This is a genomic window from Acidihalobacter yilgarnensis (assembly GCF_001753245.1).
GTDB lineage: Bacteria > Pseudomonadota > Gammaproteobacteria > DSM-5130 > Acidihalobacteraceae > Acidihalobacter > Acidihalobacter yilgarnensis.
Genome location: NZ_CP017415.1, coordinates 376,890 through 399,738, shown reverse-complemented (window position 1 = coordinate 399,738; position 22,849 = coordinate 376,890). Strand labels below are relative to the sequence as shown.

The following is a 22,849-nucleotide window of genomic DNA, read 5'->3' as shown; positions in this document are numbered from 1 at the left end:
AGCGGGCCAAGCGCGTTCATCGCCACCACCGCGACCAGCGCCCATACCGCGTCGTGCGGGTGTGGGCCAAAGCCACCAAAATAGGTCGCGAATTAATAAATCCAAGACACCACCTCCGGTTCGCACCGGGACGAATCGCGCACGACGGCGTGACTCAGGGAGGCGGGGGATTCACGGAAACGGTGGCCGGGTCGTGGCGTTCGCCGGCGATCCAGGTGGCGAGCGGGCGGTTCTCCAACTCGTGCATGGCGCCGCGCGTCCATTCGCCGATCCAGCCCTCGGCATCGAGTGGGCCGCCGGGGCTGGGCAGCAGTACGAAGTCCGCACGCTTGCTGGCGTCGAGATTGCCTGCAACGACGCTACGCCCCATGCATTCGGCGCCGGCGAGTGTGGCGCGATACAGCGCCTCGGTGCCGCTCACCGCCACGTCGGCGGCGCGATGGATTTCCAGAAAACGCTGCATCACGTGCAGCAGGCTGTGCGAGGGGCCGGCACCGACATCGCTGGCCAGCGCATAGGGGATGCCGTGGCGGCGCACCGCTTCCAGATCCATGCGTCCCGAATCCAGCGCCTCGTTGCTCGACGGGCAGTGCGCGATCCAGCAGCCGCGCGCGCGCAGCACGGCCCACTCGCGCGCCGAGAGGTGCACGCAGTGCCCGAGCACGGTGCGAGGCCCGAGCAGGCCGGCGCGGTCGTAAATGTCGGTGTAGTCGTCGGCCTCGGGAAATTCGCGCAGCACCTCGCGGATTTCGGCGGCCGATTCGGACAGATGTGTCTGCACGTGGAAACCGCCGACGCGGGCGTAAGCACCCAGGTCGGCCATCAGACGTGGGGTGCAGTTGAGGGCGAAACGCGGCGTGACCACGTAGCGCTCCGCGCCGAGGCCGCTCGCGCGACGATCCAGTTCGATGGCCTCGTGCACGCTGGCGCGGGTCAATGCCTCGGGCGCGCCATGCTCCATCACCACGTCGCCGGTCATCCAGTCGCCCACGCGCGCGTCATCGGCGATGCGCACCGCATCGGCGTGCGCACTGGAGTAACTCATGCCCATCACCGTGCCAGCGCGCACGGTATCGGTATAAAATCGCCGTGCCGCGGCGGCGGCGAAGACTTCGTCCGCATAGCGCATCTCTTCCGGCCAGATATGTTCGCGCAGCCAGGGCATCAGCGATGCCTCAAAGGCGCCGCGCACCGGATGCTGTACCCAGTGGATATGCACGTCGGCGAAGCCGGGGACGATCACGCCCTCCAGCACTTCGACGTGGTCATGTGCCTCGCCGACGCGCATGACGGCATCGAAGTCGCCGATCGCCTCGATGCGGCCGTCACGCACGCGCAGGCCACCATCGGCCCAGGCGTCAAGGGTATCCGCACCACGCGGATTGAGCATCGGCGCGCGATAGACCACTGCGCTCATGCGATCACCCCGGCCGCCGTGAGCAACGCGGCCGAGGCCTCGCGCTGCGCCGCCACCAGGGCTTCGACGTCAAGGCCCGGCACCTCGCCGTCGATCAGGCGCCACTGACCCGCGATCATCACCCGGTCGGCGGCATGCGCGCCGCACAGCACCAGCGCGGCCAGCGGGTCGCCGGCCCCGGCGAAGCCCAGCTCGTCGAGCCGGAATAGCGCCAGATCGGCCTGAGCGCCTGGCGTCAGCCGACCGAGGTCGGGCCGACCCAGGCAGCGGGCACCGCCCTCGGTGGCCCAGCGCAAGGCGTCGCGATGCCCCACCCGCGCGGCGCCCTCGTGCAAACGCTGCAGCAAAAACGCCTGCCGTGTCTCGATCATCAGATTGGAGGCGTCGTTGGATGCCGAGCCATCCACCCCCAGGCTCACCGGCGTACCCGCCGATTCCAGTGCCAGCACGCGGCAACGCCCGGAAGCGAGCACCATGTTGGACGAGGGACAGTGGGTGACGCCAACACCGGCCGCGCCCAAACGCGCGATCTCGGCATCGTCGAAGTGGATACCGTGGGCCACCCAGACATCGTCCGCGAGCCAGCCCAAGGTCTCCAGATAGTCCACCGGACGGTGGCCGAAGTGCGCGAGGCAATAGTCGGTTTCGTCTTCGGTCTCGGCCAGGTGGGTATGCAGGCGCGCGCCGTGGCGCCGTGCCAGCGCCGCGCTCTCGCGCATCAGTTCGCCGCTGACCGAAAATGGCGAACAGGGCGCCAGGGCGATCTGCAGCATCGCGCCCTCGCCGGCCTCGTGATAGCGCGCGAGCAAGCGCTCGCTATCAGTGAGAATGGCGTCCTCGCGCTGGACCACGCTGCGCGGCGGCAGGCCGCCGTCTTCCTGCGACAGACTCATCGAGCCACGCGTCAGCACCGCGCGCATACCCAGCGCGCGGACTGCGTCGACCTCGATGTCGATGGCCTCATCAAGACCGGCGGGAAAGAGGTAGTGATGATCAGCCACGGTGGTACAACCGGAACGCAGCAGCTCGACCAGGGCGACCCGCGCCGCGACCGCTAGGTGCTCGGGTCGCAATCCTGCCCACACCGGGTACAGCGCCTCCAGCCAAGGGAACAGCGGCTTGTCCAGCGCCGGCGGGCAGGCACGCGTGAGCGTCTGATAAAAGTGGTGGTGGGTGTTGACGAGGCCCGGCAGCACGACGTGTGCGCGGGCGTCGAATTCGGCATCGACCGGCGCCGAGGGTCGCGCGCCAATCGGCACGCGCTCGACGATCCGTTCGCCCTCGATCACCAAGCCGCCGGCGGCTTCCCGGTCAAGAATGGCCAGGGGCTCGCGTATCCAGGTGCGCATATCGTCTCCAGGGTCAGGGATGCGACCGCATCATAATAATGCAACGTTGCATACCCAAATACCCCGTACCGGGAATTAGCGCTGGCCGAAGCGGGTATCGCGACGCTGGGCAAGCTGATGCAGCGTCAACGACTTAGCGAATGCCTCGCTCTGCGCGATGTGAGCCTGCATCAGCGCCTCCGCGGCGGGCAGATCGCGCCGCAGGAGGCAGTGGACCAGTTCGTGGTGCTCGGCATAGGTGCGATCGATACGCTCGCCACTGGTGAAATCGAGCCGGCGCACTACGCGAATGTGACTGTTGATGTCCTTGAGATAGTTGACCAGCACGCTGTTGCCGCCGCCCTCGGCCAGCGCCACGTGAAAGGATTCCTCACGCGATACCATCTCGCCTGGTTCCTCCGAACGCCCCGGCTGCAGTTCCGGGTCCCAGGCTTCGCCCAGATCCTTGAGTGCACGATCGGACATGTGCTCGCAGGCAAAGCGCAGGGAAAGGGCTTCCAGGTCCTGGCGAACCTCGTAATAGTGCCCCAGCTCGGCGATATCGAGCTGGCGGATGAAACAACCCTGTTTCGGGCGGATCAACAGATAGGCATCTTGCTCCAGGCGTTGCAGAGCCTCGCGCACCGGTGTGCGGCTGACGCCGAAATGCTCGGCCAGCTCGGTCTCGGTAACACGGGTGCCGGGATACAGATCGAAGCTGAGAATCATCTCTCGCAACTGGACATAAATGTCCTGCGCGGAACAGCGTGAGCCGGCGCGAGTCTTGGTTCGACTCCGGGCCGCCGGCCGTGCGGACGGTTTGGCGGACACTTCGATGGGGCGCCCCATGCTGACCTCCTCGGATAGCTTGCACTTCAGGCGAGCCCAGGCGACACATCCGGATCGCGCGTCCGCCCAGCGCATCACTATAACAAACCGTCACACTCCGTCACCGGGAATGTTGCATGCATCAGATCAGACGCGCCGTCGCCTCGCGCAACAGCGCCATCACTTGCCGCCGCCCCGGCACGCCAAGATGCTCGGCCGTCGTCTTCCAGCTGCGTTTCTGCAGGACCTTCATCGCCAAGGCCTGCCGTGCGCGGTATGCCGTGTCGCCCGTGAACGCGGTCCGCGGCAACACCTCGACGGCAAGATGCCAAAGCACGCCGAGGGCATCTTCGTAATCGCGGGCGCCGCGGGCAAAATCCTCGGCGTCGCGGCGCCACTCGGGCGACGGCACCGATGGCACTCCGTCGTCCGGATCGCGGGCGAGTAACGCCAGCGCGAGCAATGGGTCGATATCACGCAACGCGTCGCCCAGTAGTTGTGGCGATAACGCCAGGTAACGCCGTCGCAGTGCGCGGTACAAGCTCTCGGCCTCCACCGACAACGGCCGCAGCACCAGGGCCGCATGCGCGCCGCTGCTGGCCTCGCGGGTGGCGCCGACGCGTAGTGGCATCAGCCCCGCGTGCCGCCAAAAGGCAAGCAGTGTCGGCGTCGCGCCAAAGCTAGCACCCAGCCAATCCTGCCCGCAGGCACGCGCGTCGGTGGAGAGTCGCGCGAGCAGCGCCAGACCCAGTCCGCGACGACGCACGGCGGGATGTACTGCCAGCCGCAACACACGCCAACCACGCAGCGCCATCGCGTCCGGTCGCCCGCAGTGCGCGGCGAGCACTTGCGGCAGGAGATGCCCGCGCACCCGGCGGCGACCGCTCGCCACTTCGCACGCGAGATCCGGTGGTAACCCCCCTTCCTCGGCGATCAACGCCACCGCAGCGACACAGCCGTTCAGGCGCGCGACCCATACCGCGACCGAGGGACCGTCGAGCATCTGACGTAGATCGAAGGGCCGGGTCCGGTAATGCGCGAGAACCAGTAGTCCAAAGACCTCGCGCAACAGCGCCTCATCCGCCGCCAGGGCGTCTCGGTCCAAACGCTCAATCGTCGCACGCAGCATGGGCACACCGGCAATGCTGGCGGCCGGCGCCGGTTCGGCATCGAGCAACAGCGCACGAAAGCCCAGCGCCTCCAGAGGGTCATGCTCGGCCCACCGCACCGGGCTTTTCAGCGTTAACGCGCGCCAGCCGGGTGCCTCGGCATCCAACCGGGATTCGAAACGCAGGGCGAAGGCACGGCCCGACCCCTCGTAACCGTGCACCGTGGTGGCGAAGGCCAGCCGCGGGCAAGCTCGTAGCAGACGCAACAGCAATGACTGAGGTAACGCGGCAGCCTCATCGACCAGCACAAGATCGGCCACGGGCGGGCTTACGGCCAAGGCATCGGGCGCGACGAAGCGCAGCCGCCCCGCACCACAGACCAACTCGGTGCGCGAGCGCCGCACCCCAGACAAACGTGCCGCAGCGTGCTCGAACACAGCCTCGACCGCCGCGAGACTGGGGCCGGTGAGCAACACCGTCGCCCCGCGTTCGGCCATGAGCACGGCAGCCGCGAGACCAAGGGCCGCGGATTTGCCACGCCCACGATGCGCGGTCAATACCGCGGGCCGGCGGCGATGGCCGCGCACCACGTTCAGCACCGCCGCCACGGCCACTCGCTGTTCATCGTTCACGCAACCGTCCGCCGAAATCGCCGGTTCCGTGGCAAGCTCGGCAGGCAGCTCAAGCGCCGACGGATCGCCGCTCACACGCCCGTCCTGGTGCACTATGCATACACCCGGCGCGTCGGCCAGCATCGTCGCAAGACGATGCAAAAAACGCCCGCCCACCGCCTCCACGCTCCCCGGTGCAACGCACATGCGTTCGCACTCTGGATCGGCATAGACTTGCCATGTGGCCAACGGCGGACACAGCAGACACAACAGGCCGCCACCAACCAGCGTCCCGGCCACCGCGCCGAGCGCATCCGGATCGAGCCCGGCGAAGGCATCGAGACAGACCAGCTGATATTCGCGCCCGAGCTGCCCCCGCGCTGCGCGTGGCGCACACGCCGTCCAACCCGCTGGCGCCGTATCGCCGACCCATAAGGCGGTAGTCTGAAGCGCCCCGCGCAAGCCTTCACCCGCTGCGCGTGCCCAGGCGGGTTCGCCACCGAGCACGAGCACGCGACGCTGGCGGCTGGCGCGCGCTGCGTCGATCAGAGATCGGGCCAGTTCGACGGGATCGGCAGGGAACATCAGTCGGCAATTCGGGCTTCGCGGTGCAACGACGGTCATTATGCCGCAGCGCCGACCCCACCCGGATATACTCCGCGCTTTCACTTGCCGGACTGCGACAAACCATGGGCCGCTGGCGCCCCCCTACACCGAGATCGTCGCCCTACATCACCCCGGAGGGTTACGCGACTCTGTCCGGCGAACTCGATGCGCTATGGCCGCATCGCGCCGACGTGACCCGCCACCTCGCGGCGGCCGCCGCCGAGGGCGATCGCTCGGAGAACGCCGAGTACATCTATCGCAAGAAGGAGCTGCGCGAGATCGACCGGCGCATACGCTATCTGCAAAAACGTCTGCCCTCGCTCAAAGTAGTGACGCGACCTCAGGCGGCATCGAAAATCTATTTCGGCGCCTGGGTCACGCTGGAAACCGAGTCAGGAGACGAAGTCGGGTACCGCATCGTCGGCGCCGACGAACTCGACAATGCGGGCTATATCAGCGTCGATTCGCCTATGGCCAGAGCTTTGCTCGGCAAGGCTCTAGATGACGAAGTTCGCGTGCAAACGCCGCAGGGCGAGGCCGTCTACTGGGTAGTCGGCCTGCGCTACCTGGAAACGTTGGGGGATACAGACTAGGTATGAGGTTCGGGTTCGGATTCGAACAGGCCCGTCTCGCTCGACAGGCAGGGTGCATTGAACAGGTAGCCGTACCACATGCCGTGAAAGGTCCGCAGCGTAACCACGGTCCAGAAACCCGCGAGCTGCACCACCAGCAGCGCACCGAAAATGCCGAACGCCGCCAACCCAGTCTCATGAGCCAGCTGCAGGGTCGCCGCAGCGTACACACCGAGCGGGAAGGTAAAGCCCCACCAGCCCATGTTGAACGGCAGGCCTTCGCGCAGGTAACGCAGCGTCAGCAGCCAGGCCATCACCCACCACCACAGACCGTAACCCCAAAGCATCACCCCGCCGATCACCCCGACACCCCGCGCCAATGGGCCGAGCGAGGCGAGCGGCGTGCCCGCGAAGGCGGCCGGGGCAGCCACGCCGAGCAGCAACAAGCCAAGCGCCCCCGTCCCCATCGGGCCGAGCACCAGCCAGCTTGACACAGCCATATCGCGGTGCGGTAACTTGTGCAGCACCAGACGCAGGAACAGGATGACCACGATGGTCAGCGCCAGCGGCATCGACAAGGCCCACAGCACATAGCTCGTCATCACCACCACCTCGGCGGCGGCCGGGGCCAGATGCGGCGCCAGCAGACCACCGGCCGCGGCCGTCACCTCGGCGGACACAATGGGCAGCAACCACACCGCCGTCATGCGCTCAAGCAGATGCGCCTGACGGGTGAACATGAAATAAGGCACCAACCAGCCGAACAGCACGGCAAGGAAGGCATCGGCCCACCATAAGGCCTCGGCCAGACCGATCGCCGCGTGCCCGATCAGCTCCGGCCCGAACAACACCCAGCCATCGAGGATCGGCACCAGACCCATGGGGATCGCTCCCAGGAACATGGATTGCACGGGATGGCGCAGCAACCGCCCGAGGCTGTCTGGAAACCAGACGAGACGCGCGAGCAACAAACTCGAAAACAACACATAGAGCCCCATGTCGAACCACCACAATCCACGGGTCAACCAGTCTTGCCCCGGCAACGCAGCGGGAAAGCTCTCGTGCAGACTCAGAAACAAAATGCCGGTCCCCATGTTCATGGTGAACCAGTTCGGAGTGAAATGACGGACGATTTCCTTGACGCTTTTGTGCGACTTCATGATACCGATACCTCCCGGTGCTGCCTGTAACATAATCGACAGGCGCCAGAGTAACGTCCAAAACATATTTTGAATAATTATGTTTTGTTGGTTTTAATATCATTAATCGTGATTCAAGGACGACGTATGCGCATCAACCCGGATCAACTGATTACCTTTGCCCATGTCGTCCGCGAAGGCGGCATCGGTGCAGCCGCACGAGCCAGACATCTCACGCAGCCCGCGGTATCGAATCAGCTTCGACAATTGCAGTCGATCATCGGCGAACCTTTGTATCGGCGGCAGGGCCGTGGTATCGCGCTGACCGGCGCAGGTCAGCAGCTGTACCGACACGCCCAGGCACTGGCCGACGCATTACACGAAGCCGAAGCCTTCGCGCTCGCGCTGGCCTCCGTGGATTCCGGGCGCGTTCGCATCGCAGCAAGCCAGACGCTCGGCGCCTACATCCTGCCGGCCGCGCTGGCCGAATTCCGCATAGTCGCACCGCAGATCGAAATCATCCTGGAAAGCCACAACAGCCAGTCGGTGCTCGATCACATCGACACCTGCGACATCGGCCTCATCGAAGGACCCGTAGGGCATGCATCGGCCGCCGTACATTTCTCCGCCCAACCACTCGGCAACGACACCATCGTGGCGGTCGTGCCGCGCCACCACCGCCTTGCCGCCCGACGAGCACTGACCCTGACCGACGTTGCGGACGAACCGATCATCCTGCGCGAGGCCGGATCAGGCACGCGCGAGCTGGTCGAGGCCGCATTCGCACAAGCGGGGCTCACGCCGCGCGTGTGCATGACCCTCGCCGGCGTCGCCGCCGTGATAGAAGCTTCGCGCCAGGGACTGGGTATCGGCTTCCTCTCCAGCCTCGCGCTACGCCACGAAGGCGAGCATGTCATTGGCATCCCCTTACGCCCGAACCTCCGCCGCAAACTCACCCTGCTCGCCGCCAATCAACCTTCCCGCGCGGCAGAACGATTCATCGCTTTTCTCAAGGATTTTCTGATCCGTACACCCGCCGCACCCACTGGGCTGGAAGCACAAACGGAACCGCAGCGCAGGCGCAGACTCAAATCCATGAAGTCCATGGGTTCATAGCGGTCACAGCGGCTGTGCTATAGGTTTGGGTACGCAGGCTCGCCAGATCCCACTTGCGAGGTGAGGACGATGACGGAAGACCGAACGCAAACCCAACAATCCCCCCAGGATCAGGCGACGAACGATGCCAGCGTCGCCACCCGCCCCGATCAGCTCATGACTGAACGACTGTTGCTGGGCACCCTCCCGCAAGCCCGCCCCGATAATGTCGCCAGCGAACACACCCGACCACCCGGCGAATGGCCGGAACATCTGCAGCGCGAAATGGACCTTGCGATCGTCACCACCTTCTTCAGCGCGGGAATCATTGGACTGTTCCTCTGGATGGGCGGACTTTTTTAAAGGCGAAAACGCCCCATCAGGGTGCGCAAGACGACGAATGGCCCCATTTTGGGGCACCAAGAACCATGCAGGGGCCATGCCCCCAACCAACCAGCGAATGGCGTGGCAATTGCTTGATCTCCCCAGATACCCCCGAGCATATGGGAGACGAGACATGCCCGACATCACCGCCTCACTGGGCGAACGCTTCCTGCGAAGACTACCAACTGGCTTCCAGCTTGCACTGGTCACCTGCCTGTTGCTGGTACCGATCGGCAACCTGCTGATTGCCGCAGACTTCAATCTCCACCCGGACGCCATCGCCCTGGGCGGCATACTCGCGCTGCTCGGCCTCGGAGTTTACCTAGCGGCCTGCTGGATTCAGGGGCAATTACGGAACCAACGCGCGCTGACTCAGGCGCTGGAGGCCATCGCCCACGGCCACCTCGACACCCGCTTGCCCGCCTGGGGCGTCGACGGATGTCGCGCAGTTGCCGTCGCCTTCAACGACATGGCGCGCAACGTTCAACGGCTTGAAACCCGGACCGCCGCCGCACTGGAAGAAGTCACCCACGCAGTCGGTGAGCTCCAATCGAGCGCGAACCGGGTGGACGAGGGCACCGCGCGCCAGCGCGATGCCGCCACATCCACCGCCGCCGCCATGGAACAGATGAGCACCAGCCTCGGTGAGGTCGCCGAACAGACCCGCGACACCGAACGGCGCGCAGCCGATGCCAGCGAGCTCGCGCACAACGGCGGCCAAACCCTGACCGAAACGACTGCCGGCATCGCCACGCTCGCGCGCAGCATCCATAGCACGGCACAGGCGATGCGTGCGCTACGCGAACGATCAAATCAAATTTCCGAGGTCTCCAAACTCATTCGCAGCATCGCCGAACAGACCAATCTACTGGCCCTCAATGCCGCCATCGAGGCCGCACGGGCCGGCGAAGAAGGGCGCGGCTTCGCCGTGGTGGCCGACGAGGTACGCAGCCTCGCACTACGCTCGCGCAGCTCGGCGGATACCATCACCGAAGTTATCAGCGGCATTCAGGACGAGGTCCGACACGCCGTCGAACAGATGGATGAAGCACAGCAAGCCGCCGACGCCAACGTCCAGCATATCGACACCGTCGTCGGCTCACTGAACGACATCCATCAACGCGTGCGAGCAGCCCTCGACGGCGTGCATCAGATCGCGGTAAACACGCACCAGCAGACCGAGGTCAGCACGGAAATCGCCCGCCATGTCGAGCACATCTCAAATGGCGCATGGACCAACAGCGCCGCCGCACACGAAACCGCGCAGGTCGCCGCCTATCTCGACCAGCTCGCACAAGGCCTTCACCGCGCGCTGGCCGGGCATCGCGAAGCCCAGCCGGTCTGAGGCCTATACGAGGGAACATGCCGATGAATGCATTGCACGAACTCCTGGCGCCGAGCCTGGCGCTCGCCCTCTCGGTCCTGGGTCTGGCCGCCTTGCGCGCGCGCAAGGCGGAATCGCCCAGGCAACGCAGCCAACGCGGTATCGAGATCAATCTCGCGCTTCGCGGGCTACTGCACGACCTTCAGCTGCACCGGGGCATGGCCAGCATCCTGCTCAATGGCAACCCCGCCTTCAGTACGCGCCTGCAAGCCAAACAGGCTGAGATACACCACGCCCTGCGTGCGCTCGTCGATGCCCCACCTACCCCCGACCTGCTCGCCCCGCCACGCATCGAACAGCTACGCACGACCTGGGAGACCCTGCGCAGCCAGGTGCTCAGCCTAAGCCCACTGCAAAGCTTTGCGCGACACAGCATTCTGATCCAGGACCTGCTGCGACTCATCTCGGATGTGGCCGAACGCAGTCAGCTCGATGCCGGCTCGCCCGTTTCTCCGAGCCTGACCGATATGATCTGGCGACGCCTGCCGGAGGTTGCCGAAGGCATCGGCAAGGCACGCGCCATCGGCTCGGGCATCGCCGCAGTAGGACAAGCCAGCGGCGTGGACCGCATACGCCTACGCTTTCTGGTCACCCATATACGCGATGGCCTCAAGGTGGTCCAGACGGCAATCGGACGAGATGGCGGTCCACTCAGCCGCGAGGCCATGCAGGCCGCGGCCAAGGCCCAGGGAACCGGCGGAAGACTCCTGTCCTTGATCGAGTCGGAGCTAATCGCCGTCGAATGCCCAAACATCGATGCTGAGGCCTATTTCGCCGCCGCGACCGATGCCCTCGAAGACATCTATCGCGTCTACGATGCCGCCTCGACCTCACTCGCGCAGCCATCTGGCCATCGCACGCCGGCCGATGCGTCGCTCAAGGCCGCGGCGGTGCCGGCAGCCTGAGGATCTGGACCAAGTCATCCTCCTCTTCATCGGTTTCGTCTTCCCCTGCCTCACGCGCCAGCAAACGGGCCTTGCGCGTCAGGCCCCAGCGATAACCTCTCAGCTTGCCGTCCGCCGCCACGACCCGGTGACAGGGGATCACCACGGCCAGGGGATTCGCCGCGCAGGCACCTGCCACCGCACGTACCGCCTTCGGTCGTCCAAGCCGTCGAGCCAAGGTCGCATAGCTAATCGTCGTTCCCGCAGGAATCGCCTGCAATTCACGCCATACACGTAGCTGGAAGGCCGTACCTCGCACGTCCAGAGGCAGATCCAGCAGCGCCCCAGGTGCCTCGATGTGCGCAACCACCGCATCCAACCAGCGAGCCAACGCCGTACTCGCCTCCACCAACCTTGCCTTCGGGAAGCGCCGCCCCAGTGCCTCACGCAAGGCGTCGGCGTCATCCGATAACTCGATGGCCACCACGCCACGGCCGGTTGCCGCCACGGCGAGCCAACCGAGGGAACAAGCCGCCACCGCATAACGAATCGACTCTCCTTCCCCGCCACGTCGATAGACCGAAGGCGCCATACCCAAACCACCCGCTGCCGCCTCATAGGCCCGGCTGCTGGCGGCATAGCCCGCCGCATAAATCGCGTCGCTCACCTTGACACCGCTACTCAGCGCAGAGGCCAATCGCCTTATCTTTAACGCGGCGCCATAGGCCTTCGGCGTCATCCCCATCCCCGCCTTGAAGCGACGATGCAAATACCCTGGACTCAAGCCCACCGCCGCAGCCAGTTCGTCCAGCGAAGGAGGCGCCTCGCTTGCCTCGATCAAGCGACAGGCACGCGCGACCGAATCGTCCACCGGGTTTTCGAGCGCATCCAACGGGCGGCAGCGCAGGCAAGACCTGAAGCCCGCCGCGAGGGCTGCCTGTGCGGTCTCGAAAAAACACACGTTGCGGCGAGCCGGGCGCCGCGAGGGACAGCCCGGCCGACAAAAAATGCCGGTCGTGCGTACGGCATACACGAAGCGACCGTCCGCCAGATGATCGCGCGCCATCACCGCTGACCAACGCGCTTCTATCAGTGCCTCGACATCCGTCTCTTTGTCAGGCATCAGCGATCACCTCCCATACAACGCGAACCGTCGTCTATATGATCGGAACTTTGGCGGTTGTCGGGCGCGCTGTCATCCCGTTTCTTGCTTACAAATCAATCGGCGGCCAGCATTGCGTCAGAGCGGAGGCGGGAGATCGCAATTCTGGAGATCCGCAAATATCCGTTCTGCTGCCTGACGTGCGGCAACCACATCCGCATACGCCAGCTCACGCTCGGGAACGGCGCCGTGTCTGCGTACGCACGCCAAGTAGGTCGTCTCCCGCTCACGCAGAATCGCCTCGGCCTGTTTGAAGCGCTCCAGTAGCCGACGACGCTGTTCGTAGCGATTCATTTGCCCTCCAGCCCCTGCTGCAATGCGGACTTCAGACTATGAACTCCGCTCGCAACCGTACCAGCCATAAGCGGCAGACAGATGACCTGGCGCAAGTTAAGCGAAATGCGGGACGCGGTGATACGGCTGTCCGGACGGACAGGCAGGCGGCGGATCATTTAGATGATCCTTGTGGGCGTGGCGCGGCGAGATTCCAGGTGCGTACCTGGATGGTGGCTATGGGTGGATTCGAACCACCGACCCCAGCATTATGAGTGCTGTGCTCTAACCAGCTGAGCTACATAGCCTACGGCAGGAAGGCGGGGATTTTGTGCAACCACTCCCCCCATGTCAAGCTCGCCATCAATGTGTGCGTTCGTGCGCGGGGGCAAAGTGGTACATAATCGAAACGACGGGGTCTCCACACCCACACGGTGGATCGCTGCATGCTCGAAACACTGCTGGCTCCAGTAGACACCCGCTGGTTCAGGACCTTCGGCCTCATATTTGTGCCCGTGGCGCTCGTCACCGCGCTCGTATTGACCGCGTTTCACCTGCAGGATCAAGCCGCAGAGCGGCGCAAGGCCATGCTGACCGAACGGGCGGCCGTAGCACTCGTACTGTCGCGCATTCACCGCGATTTCGAGTCGGCAGTCGGCGATTTGCGGATTCTCAGCCAGCGCACTGACCTGCAAGCACTGGTGACGCAACCGAACCCGGCCCTCAGACAGCGCATCGCCCATGAATTCGAGGTATTTGCGCGCGAGAAGCGCCTCTATGGCCAAATTTGTCTGCTGAACCTCGACGGACAGGAGTTGATCCGGGTCGCATACACCAATGGCGCCACCCGGATATCCACCGATGATGCGCTACGCAACAAAGGATCGAGCGCCAATTTCCAGCGTATCGCGCGCCTCGGTGCCGGTAGCATTTACGTTTCCGACCTGATGCACTCGGGCGAACGCACCGATCAAGAGCGGGACAGACCCGTGATCCGTTTCGTCACGCCGATTACCGACGCGAACGGGAAGGTACGGGGTCATCTCGCACTCGATTATCTAGGTGCCCGCCTCATCGAACAGGTGCGCAACGATCTGCTGGGCATCGGACGCAGCGCCTTCCTGCTCAGCCGGACCGGTGAGTGGCTCAACCAGAACAAACCGACATCTAGCCCGCAAGCCCCTCCAGGTGTCCTCAAGGACATTACGTGGACACACTTAAGCCCTGGCACGATCGGCCAGCAATTGGAGAGCCAGGGGCTTCTCAGCTACGCCACGATCCATCCGCTGGATGAGGTCGCCAGTTATATGGGTGCGGATAGCGGTACGGTGATCGGGCCGGTCATCGACGGCACCGAAGGGCCCGTTTGGCGGGTGGTTTCCTTTATCGGCGCGGAGGCGCTCGACCAGGCCAGTCACAAGCGGGAGATGGGCTTGATCCTTGCCTACACTTGGCTTTTGGCCATCTGGTTCGGCGTAAGCGTTTATCTGACACAGGTGCGACGCGCCAGCCGGCGGGCATATGCGGTAGCCGAGCGCCTTTCCAGCGTAGTCGAGCAAACCAGCGACGTGGTCTACATCACCGACGCCGATGGCCGCATCCAGTACGTGAATCCAAGCTTCGAGCGCGTGACCGGGTATTCCCATGATGAAGCCCTCGGACAGAACCCGCGGCTGCTACGCTCGGGGCGTCACGACGAACGCTTTTACCGCAGGCTCTGGCGCACCCTGCGCAACGGGCAATCCTTCCACGACATCGTCATCAACCGGACTCGAGCCGGTTCGCTCTATTACGAGCAGAAGACGATTAGTCCCTTGCGCGATACCCGCGGACGCATCAGCCATTTCGTCTCGACCGGCAAGGACATCACCGCACAGATGCGCGCCCAACAGCGCTTGCAGAAACTGGCCTTCTACAACCCGCTCACCGGCCTGCCCAACCGCCACCTGTTCCGCGATCGCCTGCAACGTCTGATCACGCAGGGTTCTCGCGCACGTCGACAACTGGGCCTGATGTTCATCGATCTCGATCACTTCAAGCACATCAACGATAGCCTGGGACACGACGCTGGGGACGCATTGCTCAAACTGGTCGCCGACCGGCTGCGCCTGGGTGTCCGCGAAAGCGACACCATTGCCCACCTCGGCGGCGACGAGTTCACCGTGATCCTCGGTGAACTGAGCGACAGCAGCGCAGCCGCAGCGGTCGCCGACAAGATCCTGAACACCCTGCGCCAGCCCTTCCGGATTCAGCGGCAGGAGATCTTCGTCGGCGCCTCCCTCGGCATCGCCCTCTACCCGGAGGATGCGCTCGACATCGACGACCTCATCAAGCACGCCGATACCGCGATGTATCACGCCAAGCACGAGGGGCGAAATCGTTACGCCTTCTATTCCGAGGAAATGACGGCCAAGGTCATCCACCGCCTAAATCTGGAAACCGCGCTGCGCCATGCCCTGCAGCGACACGAATTCCTCAATCACTACCAGCCGATTGTCGACCTGAAATCACGGGTCATCACGGGTGTCGAGGTGCTCCTGCGTTGGCAACCCCCCGATGGCGCGTTGCAACAACCGGCGGCACTGATGCCCGTACTGGAAGAGACGGGCCTGATTCACGCCGTGACGCGTCGCCAGCTCAAGGAAGCCGCGCAGAAAATCCTGAGCCTGGGCGAGGAGGCTTCTGCGCTCTCTCTGAGCATCAACCTTTCTGCGCGCGAATTTCGCGGGGGCGATGTGATCGCCACTTTGAACGGAGTATTGCGGACCTGCGGGCTGCCTGGCCGACGGCTGATCGTCGAAATCACCGAGTCGCTTCTGATGGAACGTACGCCGGAGGTCACGGCCGCCCTGCAGGGCCTGCGGAAACTCGGTATCCGCATCGCCGTAGACGACTTTGGCACTGGGTATTCGTCGCTGGGCTACCTACGTGAACTGCCCATCGACATCCTCAAGATCGATCGCGGTTTTCTCGATGACGTGCCGAATGACCGTAGCAACAAGGCGTTGGTTGCCGCCATCATCGCGATGGCGCACAGCCTGGACATGGGCGTGGTCGCCGAGGGCGTGGAAACTGCCGAACAGGAAGCCTATCTGCTCAAACTCGGTTGCGACGCGGCACAGGGTTTTCGCTACGGTAAGCCGGTCCCAGCGGACGCACTCGATAGCCTGCTGATACCGGCCAAACAGGCTGGATTATCGCCGACCTCCGATCAGCGACGCTTCAGCATGCTCCCGGACGTTTGATTTAGACGTTGAAGCGGAAGTGGACCACATCGCCTTCGTGCATGACGTAATCCTTACCCTCCAGGCGCCACTTACCCGCATCCTTGGCCCCCTGCTCACCGACGCAGCTCACGAAATCCGCATAGGCAATGACCTCCGCACGGATAAAACCCTTCTCGAAATCGGTGTGGATACGACCGGCCGCCTGGGGAGCGGTCGAACCGGCAACGACGGTCCAGGCACGCACTTCTTTGACGCCGGCCGTGAAATACGTTTGCAAACCGAGCAATCGGTAGCCCGCGCGAATCACGCGGTCCAGACCCGCTTCCTGGAGACCCATCTCACCCAGGAAATCAGCCCTGTCGGCCTCATCCAGCTGGGCGATTTCCGACTCGATCGCCGCGCATACGGCAACCACTTCCGAACCCTCGGCGGCTGCCAGTTCGCGCACGCGTTCAAGCATCGGGTTGTTCTCGAAGCCGTCTTCGGACACGTTCGCGACATACAACGTCGGCTTGAGCGTAATCAGATGCAGCTCCTCGATGCAGTCGATCTCATCCGCCTCCAGTTCAAGCGTACGCGCCGGCAAGCCCTGGTTGAAATGGGCCTGCAGACGTTCGAGCACCTGTAGCTGAGTCGTGGCCACCTTGTTGCCCGACTTGGCGTTGCGGCCGATGCGTTGGGCCGCGCGACTGGCCGTATCCATATCCGCCAGCACCAGCTCGGTGGTGATGACTTCGATATCTTCCAGCGGGTCGATCTTTCCGGCGACGTGGATAACGTCGTCGTTCACGAAACAACGCACCACGTGGGCAATCGCGTCGGTCTCGCGGATATGCGCGAGAAACTGGTTGCCCAGCCCCTCGCCCTGCGAGGCACCGGCAACCAGACCGGCGATGTCGACGAACTCCATACTGGTCGGCACCACCCGCTCTGGCGATACGATCGCGGACAACTCGGCTAGGCGCGGATCCGGCACCGCAACCATGCCAACGTTCGGATCGATGGTGCAAAAGGGGTAATTCTCGGCCTGGATATCTGCCTTGGTGAGCGCGTTAAACAGGGTCGATTTACCGACGTTCGGAAGCCCTACGATGCCGCACTTGAAGCCCATGGTTGTTATCGTCCTGTCGGGTGAATGTGAGCCGGTTCAGCGGCTATGCAGCGTTTTCATGGCACGCTCGCCGGAGCCGCCGATAAGCTCTGGCAGCGCATCGATGGCGGCGCTGACTGCCTCATCAATAGCCTGCCGTTCGTCGCGACCCGGGCGACCGAGCACATAATCGATGACCTGGTCGCGATGGCCGGGATGCCCCACGCCAATACGCACACGCCAGAAACCCTGACCAGAATGGGCAAAGATATCGCGTAAACCATTGTGACCGCCATGGCCACCATCGAATTTGAAGCGTATGTCACCCGCCGCCAAATCGATTTCGTCATGGGCGACCAGAACCTGATGCAGCGGGATCTTGTAGAAGGCCGTCAACTGTGCGAGCGACTGCCCGCTACGATTCATGAAGGTGGTCGGTTTGAGCAGCCAAAGTTCCTGCCCATCGATACGGACGCGCCCAATCTCGCCGGAAAATCGATTTTCCGCGCGTAGCGAAGCACCGAAGCGGCGAGCCAGCTCGTCGATGAACCAGAACCCGGCATTGTGCCGGGTCTGGTCATATTGCGGTCCCGGGTTGCCCAGTCCCACGATCAGGCTCAGTGGGTCGGACATACCCGGATCCTCCGCGTCAGGCCGTGTCGCCCTCGCCACCCTCAGCTGCCGCGTCGTCGGCGGCATCACTGGCACTGACACGCTGCGGGTGAATTGCCACGACCACCTGATCGTGACCCTCGCCATGGCTCAGCTCGACCAGGCTGACGCCTGCCGGCAATTTGAGCTCGGAGAGATGAATGGCGTCATTGAGCTCCATACCACCCAGATCAACCTCAATGAATTCCGGCAAATCCTGCGGCAGACAGGCGATCCCGACTTCGACCATGTGGTGATTGACCATGCCGCCGCTGGTCTTGACGCCCGGAGCGGTCGTTTCGTTCAAGAAATGCAAGGGCACGTGGACGCGCACCGGCGTGTCCGCGTTGACCCGCATCAGGTCGAAATGAAGGATGACGGGTTGCGCCGGATGACGCTGCAAGGCGCGCAACACCACCTTTTCAATGCTACCGTTGAGATTCACCGTGAGGATATGCGAGTAGAAGGCGTCGTTTTCCAGCTGCTTGTTAAGCACCCTTGCCTCAAGGCTAATGGCGGCCGCGTCCTTGTCGCCACCGTAGATAATCCCCGGGACACGGCCGGTCCGACGCAGGCGGCGGCTCGCACCTTTCCCCTGGTCGTCACGCCGTTCGGCGATAAGTTCGAAATTGTCAGTCATTGATTTAACTCCAGCTTTAGCAAAATGACCGCCTGAGCGGTCGTCATGTCCCCGCGACCAGGGACATCTCCCGGTAGGCGAACCCTCTCGCCCACCGCCTGTGCGGCCTTGCGGCCGCTAATCCATGAACAGGGTACTCACCGATTCCTCGCGGTTGATCCGATGAATGGTCTCCGCCAACACGCCGGCCACGCTGAGCTGGCGGATCTTGACGCAGGCCTCGGCCTCGGCGGTCAGCGGGATGGTGTCGGTGACCACCAGTTCGTCGAGCTCGGAGTTCGAAACGTTGTCTATTGCGGGCCCGGACAGCACCGCATGCGTGGCGTAGGCCACGACTTTCGATGCGCCGTGCGCCTTGAGAGCCTTGGCCGCCTGACACAAGGTACCTGCCGTATCGACCATGTCATCCACGATGAGGCAAGTCTTGCCGTCGACGTCGCCGATGATGTGCATCACCTGGGCGACATTGGCGCGCGGGCGGCGCTTGTCGATGATCGCGAGTTCGGCATCGTCCAGGCGCTTGGCCAGTGCACGGGCACGAACCACGCCACCGACGTCTGGCGACACCACGATCAGATTTTCGTATTTCTGGCGCCAAACGTCGCCGAGCAATACGGGTGAGGCGTAGATATTATCCACCGGCACGTCGAAGAAGCCCTGGACCTGGTCGGCATGCAAGTCGACCGTCAAAATCCGGTTAGCGCCGGCAACGGTCAACATATTCGCCACCACCTTGGCCGAGATCGGCACCCGCGCCGAACGCACGCGGCGGTCTTGTCGGCCGTAGCCCATATAGGGAATCACGGTAGTGATGCGCCAAGCCGAAGCACGACGCAAGGCATCGACCATGATGAGCAGTTCCATCAGGTTGTCATTGGTCGGGCGACAGGTCGGCTGCACGATAAAGACATCCTTACCGCGGACGTTCTCGAGGATTTCGACCTGCACCTCACCGTCGCTGAAGCGACCCACCAGAGCCTTGCCCAGCGGTATATTAAGGTGCTGCACGACCTTCTCGCCAAGCCTGGGGTTGGCATTGCCGGAGAAGACCATCATCCTGCTGATTTCGGATACAGACACGGCGACGGCTGCTCTACAGTTGACTGGCTGGGCCGCCAGGATTCGAACCTGGGAATGCCGGGATCAAAACCCGGTGCCTTACCGCTTGGCGACGGCCCAATAAAACGTCCAAAAATTGAAATAGCCGCCCTCAGGCGGCCCCACGGCCTACGGACATCGTCCGTAAGCGATCCTGTAGCGGGGACATATTACATCCCCGCGCCACGAATCCACTCCATCCTCCGGGCAAATCGTGCAACGCACGCCGAGCCGAATCCACATCGACAAAGGCAGCGAAGACACAAGCCCCGGTCCCGGTCAGCCGAGCCGGCGCATACTTTGACAGATAATCCAGCGCCACCGCCACCGCGGGGTAACGCACCCGCGCCACGGCTTCAAAGACGTTGCCACCAGCCCCCGAAAGAAAGTCGCGTATTGTGATCGGCGCACAATCGCGTGTCAATTTAGGCTCGGAAAACAGATCTACAGTCGCAATCGAAACGGGGGGCTTGATGACTGCATACCAGGGTACAGGCAAATCCGGCAGCGGGGTCAGACACTCGCCGACGCCCTCAGCCCAGGCGGAAACCCCGCGGACGAAAACCGGCACATCGGCGCCGAGGGCCAATCCCAGGACTGCGAGTTCATCCACGGACAGGCCTGCGCGCCAAAGGCTATTCAGCGCCACCAGCACCGTGGCTGCGTCCGAACTGCCGCCGCCAAGACCACCGCCCATCGGGAGGCGCTTGTTCAGGCGCATGCGCACACCCTCGTGCAGACCCGTTTCGCGCAACAAGAGACGGGCGGCATGAACGCATAGATCGTTTGCCTCCGGCAGCGATTCCGGCCCCTCCACGCGGCTCACCGTACCCCATGGCGCCGAGTCGAAGTGAAGCGTGTCGCCATAATCGAGAAACTGGAACGCCGTCTGCAGCAGATGATAGCCATCTGCCCGACGCCCGATGATATGCAGAAACAGATTGAGTTTGGCCGGCGCGGGCCAACCATCCGACTCAAAACCCGTCACGACCCGTCGCCCCACTGATTGACCACCACAACCAAACGCACGTCGCCGCGCGTCATCACCATTCGGGTCGGACGAGCATTGACGGTATCGTAGTCGTAGTCTTGATAGCGCACGGTCCAACCGTCCTGCTGCAGACGACTCAGACGCCCGCTGCCATCCAGCTGGCGGGCGGCAATCGGCTCATCGGGGACAGGTACGCCGCGAACCCAATAGCGCAGACCCGAAACCGGAAGCGACCAGCCCAGTGCGTGCGTCATCAGCTTGGCGGCAGAGGATGCGCGATAGGATTTGTCACGGTCGGTATCAAGCGTGACGTCGCCGGGACGGCCCGCGAGCACCGCCACGGTACGACCCAGCGGATCGTAGATGTCGATGTGATAGCGCTCGCCAGCCTGCCGCCAACGCAGCCCGGCGCTCCAGCCGCGACGCCCGATTTTCAGGCCGAAACTGCCATCGAGCGACCACTGTGCGTTAGCCAGGATCGCCGCCTCGTGGCGGCGCCAGGCTCCCTCAAGCTCACCTGGCGATCTTTGCGGAACGCTCGCGCAACCCGCCAGGATCAGCGCCAGCGTCATGGTTACCGCAACCCCACGCAAGACGTTCATAGGCCAAGCTGATGCCTCACGGCTGCGAGCTTGGCATCGCCGGGATGCGCCTTGAGCGCCTTGTCGAGTACGGCGCGCGCCTGCGTACGCTCGCCTGAGGCGACCAGCGCCTGAATCAGGTGACTGGCTACTTCAGGGTCCGGGAAGCCGGCATACGCCCGCTCAAGGTAGCCTACGGCCTCGGGATAGTGTTTTAGCTTGTATTGCACCCATCCCATGCTATCCAGTATGGCCGGATCGCTGGGGCTGAGTGCCAACGCGCGCTGGATATAACCCAACGCCTCGGCGTAACGGTCGGTTTGATTCGCCAAGGTATAACCAAGCGCATTGAGTGCCGCCGCATCCTTGGGATTGTCCTGAATCACTCGTGTCAGATCGGCCTCGGCTTGCCCCAGATCTCCGAGGCTGTCGGCGACCAGCGCCCGCGCATAAAGCAGTCGAGCCGCTTCCGGGTAGGTACGCAACGCCTTGTTATAGAGCTTGAGCGCGGTCGGCGCATCGTCCGCCTGCTGCAACAACTCGCCCTCGACCAGATAAAGCCCAATCTTCTGCTGGTTATCGGACACGCTGGCGCGCAGCTCGCTCAGGTACTCTCGAGCTTGGTCGAGATCGCCCTGCCGGGCGAGAATATAGGCAATGCGTACCTGCGCGTCGAACTGGTACTCACCGGCATCCACGTTCGCGTAGTGATTCAGGGCTGACTCCATGTCGCCCCCGCGTTCGGCGATTCGCCCGAGGAAGTATTGCGCGGCTGAAACATGATAGCCCGCCTTTGCCACGCGCTGCAGATAGCGCCCGGCCTCGCGGTCGCGCTTGAGTTCAAAGTCCAGCAGACCAAGCGTGTAGAGCACATCAGGATTATTGGGATCACGCTTGAGCAACCAGTGAAACTCAGCGCGCGCGTGGCTGTAATCCTTGGTGCTCACGAGTAGACGCGCATAGGCCAAGCGTAGGGCCACGCTGTCCGGCGCGTCGTTCAGGGCGCCCTTGAGAAGATCAAGTGCCCTGTCTTGATGTCCGAGGGACATGAGCGCCTGAGCCTTGAGACCCAGCGCCTCACTCATGCCCGGCTGCAGAGCGAGCGCATGCTCAGCGGCGTCAAGCGCGGTCGCAGGAGCCCCCAGCTGCAGGGCCAGCACACCATAGGCATATTGCGCGCCGGCCTGTTGCGGGTAATCGCTGATCAAGCGGTGCATAACGGGCAACGCCGTAGCGCCCTGGACCGTTTGGGCGAGCAGCGCACCTATCCGCAACAGGGCAGGACTGCTCTTCTGCCCGCTGAGGCTCACGAAACGGCTCAGATGCAGGGCGGCTTTATCAACTTCGCCTTGTCGGGCATACAAGATACCGAGCGCTTGTTGTGGACGCGCATCATTGGGCGCCAACGCGGCCCAGCGGCCTGCGGCTTCCAGGGCGACCGATTCGTCGTGCAGGAAGGTCGCGATCTCCATGGTGCGCTGGGCGAGCGCCGGGTCGGGCAAGGCGCGCATCGCCTTACGGTAATACTCGATTGCCGTCTTGGCATCGCCCGCCTGCCCTGCCATTTCGGCGGCAAGCACGTCGTACATAGCTCGACTCGAAGGCGTCGACGCAAACTGGCCGCTGGCGACACGGACCGGATTGGCGGCAGCCTCGGTGCCGACGGGTGTCCTCACGGTTGCACAACCGCCCAACAAAAGACCGGCCATGACCGGCGCCAAGCCCCACACTCGCTTCATTCGTCGCTCCGCACATCCTGGCCATGCTAGCCCCGTCACA

At 63.6% G+C, this 22,849-nt stretch carries 20 protein-coding genes and 2 tRNA genes; 6 read left to right on the top strand and 16 right to left on the bottom strand.

The window, feature by feature from the left end:
* Nucleotides 1–154 precede the first annotated feature (154 nt).
* From BI364_RS02005 to BI364_RS01990, 4 genes are all read right to left on the bottom strand, one after another.
* Nucleotides 155–1,417, bottom strand: coding sequence for an amidohydrolase family protein (locus BI364_RS02005; protein WP_070077335.1), 1,263 nt, complete (start codon nucleotides 1,415–1,417; stop codon nucleotides 155–157).
* Nucleotides 1,414–2,766, bottom strand: a complete 1,353-nt coding sequence (locus tag BI364_RS02000; protein ID WP_070077334.1) for an 8-oxoguanine deaminase — start codon at nucleotides 2,764–2,766, stop codon at nucleotides 1,414–1,416. Before BI364_RS02000 ends, BI364_RS02005 begins: the two co-directional genes overlap by 4 nt.
* 75 nt (nucleotides 2,767–2,841) lie before the next feature.
* A complete protein-coding gene (locus BI364_RS01995) occupies nucleotides 2,842–3,594 on the bottom strand; it encodes a GntR family transcriptional regulator (RefSeq protein ID WP_083251511.1) in 753 nt (250 codons plus the stop codon).
* 121 nt (nucleotides 3,595–3,715) lie between these two features.
* Nucleotides 3,716–5,917, bottom strand: coding sequence for a tRNA(Met) cytidine acetyltransferase TmcA (locus BI364_RS01990; RefSeq protein WP_083251095.1), 2,202 nt, complete (start codon nucleotides 5,915–5,917; stop codon nucleotides 3,716–3,718).
* Nucleotides 5,918–5,982: 65 nt separating this feature from the next.
* Between BI364_RS01990 and greB the strand changes: the two genes are divergently transcribed.
* Complete coding sequence (greB, locus tag BI364_RS01985) at nucleotides 5,983–6,492, top strand: transcription elongation factor GreB (RefSeq protein ID WP_070077332.1); 510 nt, start codon at nucleotides 5,983–5,985, stop codon at nucleotides 6,490–6,492.
* On the opposite strand, the gene BI364_RS01980 is transcribed toward greB, so the two are convergent.
* Complete coding sequence (locus BI364_RS01980; protein ID WP_233279562.1) at nucleotides 6,489–7,631, bottom strand: TDT family transporter; 1,143 nt, start codon at nucleotides 7,629–7,631, stop codon at nucleotides 6,489–6,491. The genes greB and BI364_RS01980 overlap by 4 nt on opposite strands.
* A 126-nt stretch (nucleotides 7,632–7,757) precedes the next feature.
* Between BI364_RS01980 and BI364_RS01975 the strand changes: the two genes are divergently transcribed.
* The 4 genes from BI364_RS01975 to BI364_RS01960 all read left to right on the top strand — a co-directional run bounded on the left by BI364_RS01975 (nucleotide 7,758) and on the right by BI364_RS01960 (nucleotide 11,378).
* Nucleotides 7,758–8,726: a LysR family transcriptional regulator gene (locus tag BI364_RS01975; RefSeq protein ID WP_070077331.1), complete on the top strand. Its 969-nt coding sequence runs from the start codon at nucleotides 7,758–7,760 to the stop codon at nucleotides 8,724–8,726.
* A gap of 69 nt (nucleotides 8,727–8,795) precedes the next feature.
* Complete coding sequence (locus tag BI364_RS18165) at nucleotides 8,796–9,068, top strand: hypothetical protein (protein ID WP_070077330.1); 273 nt, start codon at nucleotides 8,796–8,798, stop codon at nucleotides 9,066–9,068.
* A gap of 154 nt (nucleotides 9,069–9,222) precedes the next feature.
* A complete protein-coding gene (locus BI364_RS01965; RefSeq protein ID WP_070077329.1) occupies nucleotides 9,223–10,434 on the top strand; it encodes a methyl-accepting chemotaxis protein in 1,212 nt (403 codons plus the stop codon).
* Nucleotides 10,435–10,457: 23 nt separating this feature from the next.
* Nucleotides 10,458–11,378, top strand: coding sequence for a nitrate- and nitrite sensing domain-containing protein (locus tag BI364_RS01960; RefSeq protein ID WP_197495798.1), 921 nt, complete (start codon nucleotides 10,458–10,460; stop codon nucleotides 11,376–11,378).
* On the opposite strand, the gene ada is transcribed toward BI364_RS01960, so the two are convergent.
* The 3 genes from ada to BI364_RS01945 all read right to left on the bottom strand — a co-directional run bounded on the left by ada (nucleotide 11,350) and on the right by BI364_RS01945 (nucleotide 13,100).
* Entirely contained in the window at nucleotides 11,350–12,480 is a 1,131-nt protein-coding gene (ada, locus tag BI364_RS01955; RefSeq protein ID WP_070077327.1) for a bifunctional DNA-binding transcriptional regulator/O6-methylguanine-DNA methyltransferase Ada, read from the bottom strand. The two genes, BI364_RS01960 and ada, sit on opposite strands and share 29 nt — an antisense overlap.
* Before the next feature lie 117 nt (nucleotides 12,481–12,597).
* Nucleotides 12,598–12,813 carry a hypothetical protein gene (locus tag BI364_RS01950; RefSeq protein WP_070077326.1) on the bottom strand — a complete coding sequence of 72 codons (216 nt, stop codon included), beginning with the start codon at nucleotides 12,811–12,813 and terminating at the stop codon, nucleotides 12,598–12,600.
* Between the two features lie 210 nt (nucleotides 12,814–13,023).
* A tRNA-Met gene (locus BI364_RS01945) sits at nucleotides 13,024–13,100 on the bottom strand.
* A 138-nt stretch (nucleotides 13,101–13,238) separates the two neighbouring features.
* Between BI364_RS01945 and BI364_RS01940 the strand changes: the two genes are divergently transcribed.
* On the top strand, nucleotides 13,239–16,037 hold the full coding sequence (locus BI364_RS01940) for a bifunctional diguanylate cyclase/phosphodiesterase (protein WP_070077325.1): 2,799 nt from the start codon (nucleotides 13,239–13,241) through the stop codon (nucleotides 16,035–16,037).
* 1 nt (nucleotide 16,038) lies between these two features.
* Here the strand turns inward: BI364_RS01940 and ychF are convergent, their stop codons facing one another.
* From ychF to BI364_RS01900, 8 genes are all read right to left on the bottom strand, one after another.
* Complete coding sequence (gene ychF, locus BI364_RS01935; RefSeq protein ID WP_070077324.1) at nucleotides 16,039–17,130, bottom strand: redox-regulated ATPase YchF; 1,092 nt, start codon at nucleotides 17,128–17,130, stop codon at nucleotides 16,039–16,041.
* A 36-nt stretch (nucleotides 17,131–17,166) separates the two neighbouring features.
* Entirely contained in the window at nucleotides 17,167–17,742 is a 576-nt protein-coding gene (pth, locus tag BI364_RS01930) for an aminoacyl-tRNA hydrolase (RefSeq protein WP_070077323.1), read from the bottom strand.
* A gap of 16 nt (nucleotides 17,743–17,758) precedes the next feature.
* Nucleotides 17,759–18,400 (bottom strand): 50S ribosomal protein L25/general stress protein Ctc, encoded by a 642-nt coding sequence (locus BI364_RS01925; RefSeq protein ID WP_070077322.1) that lies wholly within the window; start codon nucleotides 18,398–18,400, stop codon nucleotides 17,759–17,761.
* A 117-nt stretch (nucleotides 18,401–18,517) separates the two neighbouring features.
* Nucleotides 18,518–19,456, bottom strand: coding sequence for a ribose-phosphate diphosphokinase (locus BI364_RS01920; RefSeq protein ID WP_070077321.1), 939 nt, complete (start codon nucleotides 19,454–19,456; stop codon nucleotides 18,518–18,520).
* 48 nt (nucleotides 19,457–19,504) lie between these two features.
* A tRNA-Gln gene (locus BI364_RS01915) sits at nucleotides 19,505–19,579 on the bottom strand.
* A 31-nt stretch (nucleotides 19,580–19,610) separates the two neighbouring features.
* A complete protein-coding gene (gene ispE / locus BI364_RS01910) occupies nucleotides 19,611–20,486 on the bottom strand; it encodes a 4-(cytidine 5'-diphospho)-2-C-methyl-D-erythritol kinase (RefSeq protein WP_070077320.1) in 876 nt (291 codons plus the stop codon).
* Nucleotides 20,483–21,091 (bottom strand): lipoprotein insertase outer membrane protein LolB, encoded by a 609-nt coding sequence (gene lolB / locus BI364_RS01905; protein ID WP_070077319.1) that lies wholly within the window; start codon nucleotides 21,089–21,091, stop codon nucleotides 20,483–20,485. Before lolB ends, ispE begins: the two co-directional genes overlap by 4 nt.
* Complete coding sequence (locus BI364_RS01900; protein ID WP_083251092.1) at nucleotides 21,088–22,809, bottom strand: tetratricopeptide repeat protein; 1,722 nt, start codon at nucleotides 22,807–22,809, stop codon at nucleotides 21,088–21,090. Before BI364_RS01900 ends, lolB begins: the two co-directional genes overlap by 4 nt.
* Nucleotides 22,810–22,849 lie beyond the last annotated feature (40 nt).

Excerpts from the sequence above, each read along its gene's own strand:
- BI364_RS02005 (WP_070077335.1), bottom strand. The coding sequence starts at position 1,417 with ATGAGCGCAGTGGTCTATCGCGCGCCGATGCTCAATCCGCGTGGTGCG.
- BI364_RS02000 (WP_070077334.1), bottom strand. The coding sequence starts at position 2,766 with ATGCGCACCTGGATACGCGAGCCCCTGGCCATTCTTGACCGGGAAGCC.
- BI364_RS01995 (WP_083251511.1), bottom strand. The coding sequence starts at position 3,594 with ATGGGGCGCCCCATCGAAGTGTCCGCCAAACCGTCCGCACGGCCGGCG.
- BI364_RS01990 (WP_083251095.1), bottom strand. The coding sequence starts at position 5,917 with ATGACCGTCGTTGCACCGCGAAGCCCGAATTGCCGACTGATGTTCCCT.
- greB (WP_070077332.1), top strand. The coding sequence starts at position 5,983 with ATGGGCCGCTGGCGCCCCCCTACACCGAGATCGTCGCCCTACATCACC.
- BI364_RS01980 (WP_233279562.1), bottom strand. The coding sequence starts at position 7,631 with ATGAAGTCGCACAAAAGCGTCAAGGAAATCGTCCGTCATTTCACTCCG.
- BI364_RS01975 (WP_070077331.1), top strand. The coding sequence starts at position 7,758 with ATGCGCATCAACCCGGATCAACTGATTACCTTTGCCCATGTCGTCCGC.
- BI364_RS18165 (WP_070077330.1), top strand. The coding sequence starts at position 8,796 with ATGACGGAAGACCGAACGCAAACCCAACAATCCCCCCAGGATCAGGCG.
- BI364_RS01965 (WP_070077329.1), top strand. The coding sequence starts at position 9,223 with ATGCCCGACATCACCGCCTCACTGGGCGAACGCTTCCTGCGAAGACTA.
- BI364_RS01960 (WP_197495798.1), top strand. The coding sequence starts at position 10,458 with ATGAATGCATTGCACGAACTCCTGGCGCCGAGCCTGGCGCTCGCCCTC.
- ada (WP_070077327.1), bottom strand. The coding sequence starts at position 12,480 with ATGCCTGACAAAGAGACGGATGTCGAGGCACTGATAGAAGCGCGTTGG.
- BI364_RS01950 (WP_070077326.1), bottom strand. The coding sequence starts at position 12,813 with ATGAATCGCTACGAACAGCGTCGTCGGCTACTGGAGCGCTTCAAACAG.
- BI364_RS01940 (WP_070077325.1), top strand. The coding sequence starts at position 13,239 with ATGCTCGAAACACTGCTGGCTCCAGTAGACACCCGCTGGTTCAGGACC.
- ychF (WP_070077324.1), bottom strand. The coding sequence starts at position 17,130 with ATGGGCTTCAAGTGCGGCATCGTAGGGCTTCCGAACGTCGGTAAATCG.
- pth (WP_070077323.1), bottom strand. The coding sequence starts at position 17,742 with ATGTCCGACCCACTGAGCCTGATCGTGGGACTGGGCAACCCGGGACCG.
- BI364_RS01925 (WP_070077322.1), bottom strand. The coding sequence starts at position 18,400 with ATGACTGACAATTTCGAACTTATCGCCGAACGGCGTGACGACCAGGGG.
- BI364_RS01920 (WP_070077321.1), bottom strand. The coding sequence starts at position 19,456 with ATGATGGTCTTCTCCGGCAATGCCAACCCCAGGCTTGGCGAGAAGGTC.
- lolB (WP_070077319.1), bottom strand. The coding sequence starts at position 21,091 with ATGAACGTCTTGCGTGGGGTTGCGGTAACCATGACGCTGGCGCTGATC.
- BI364_RS01900 (WP_083251092.1), bottom strand. The coding sequence starts at position 22,809 with ATGAAGCGAGTGTGGGGCTTGGCGCCGGTCATGGCCGGTCTTTTGTTG.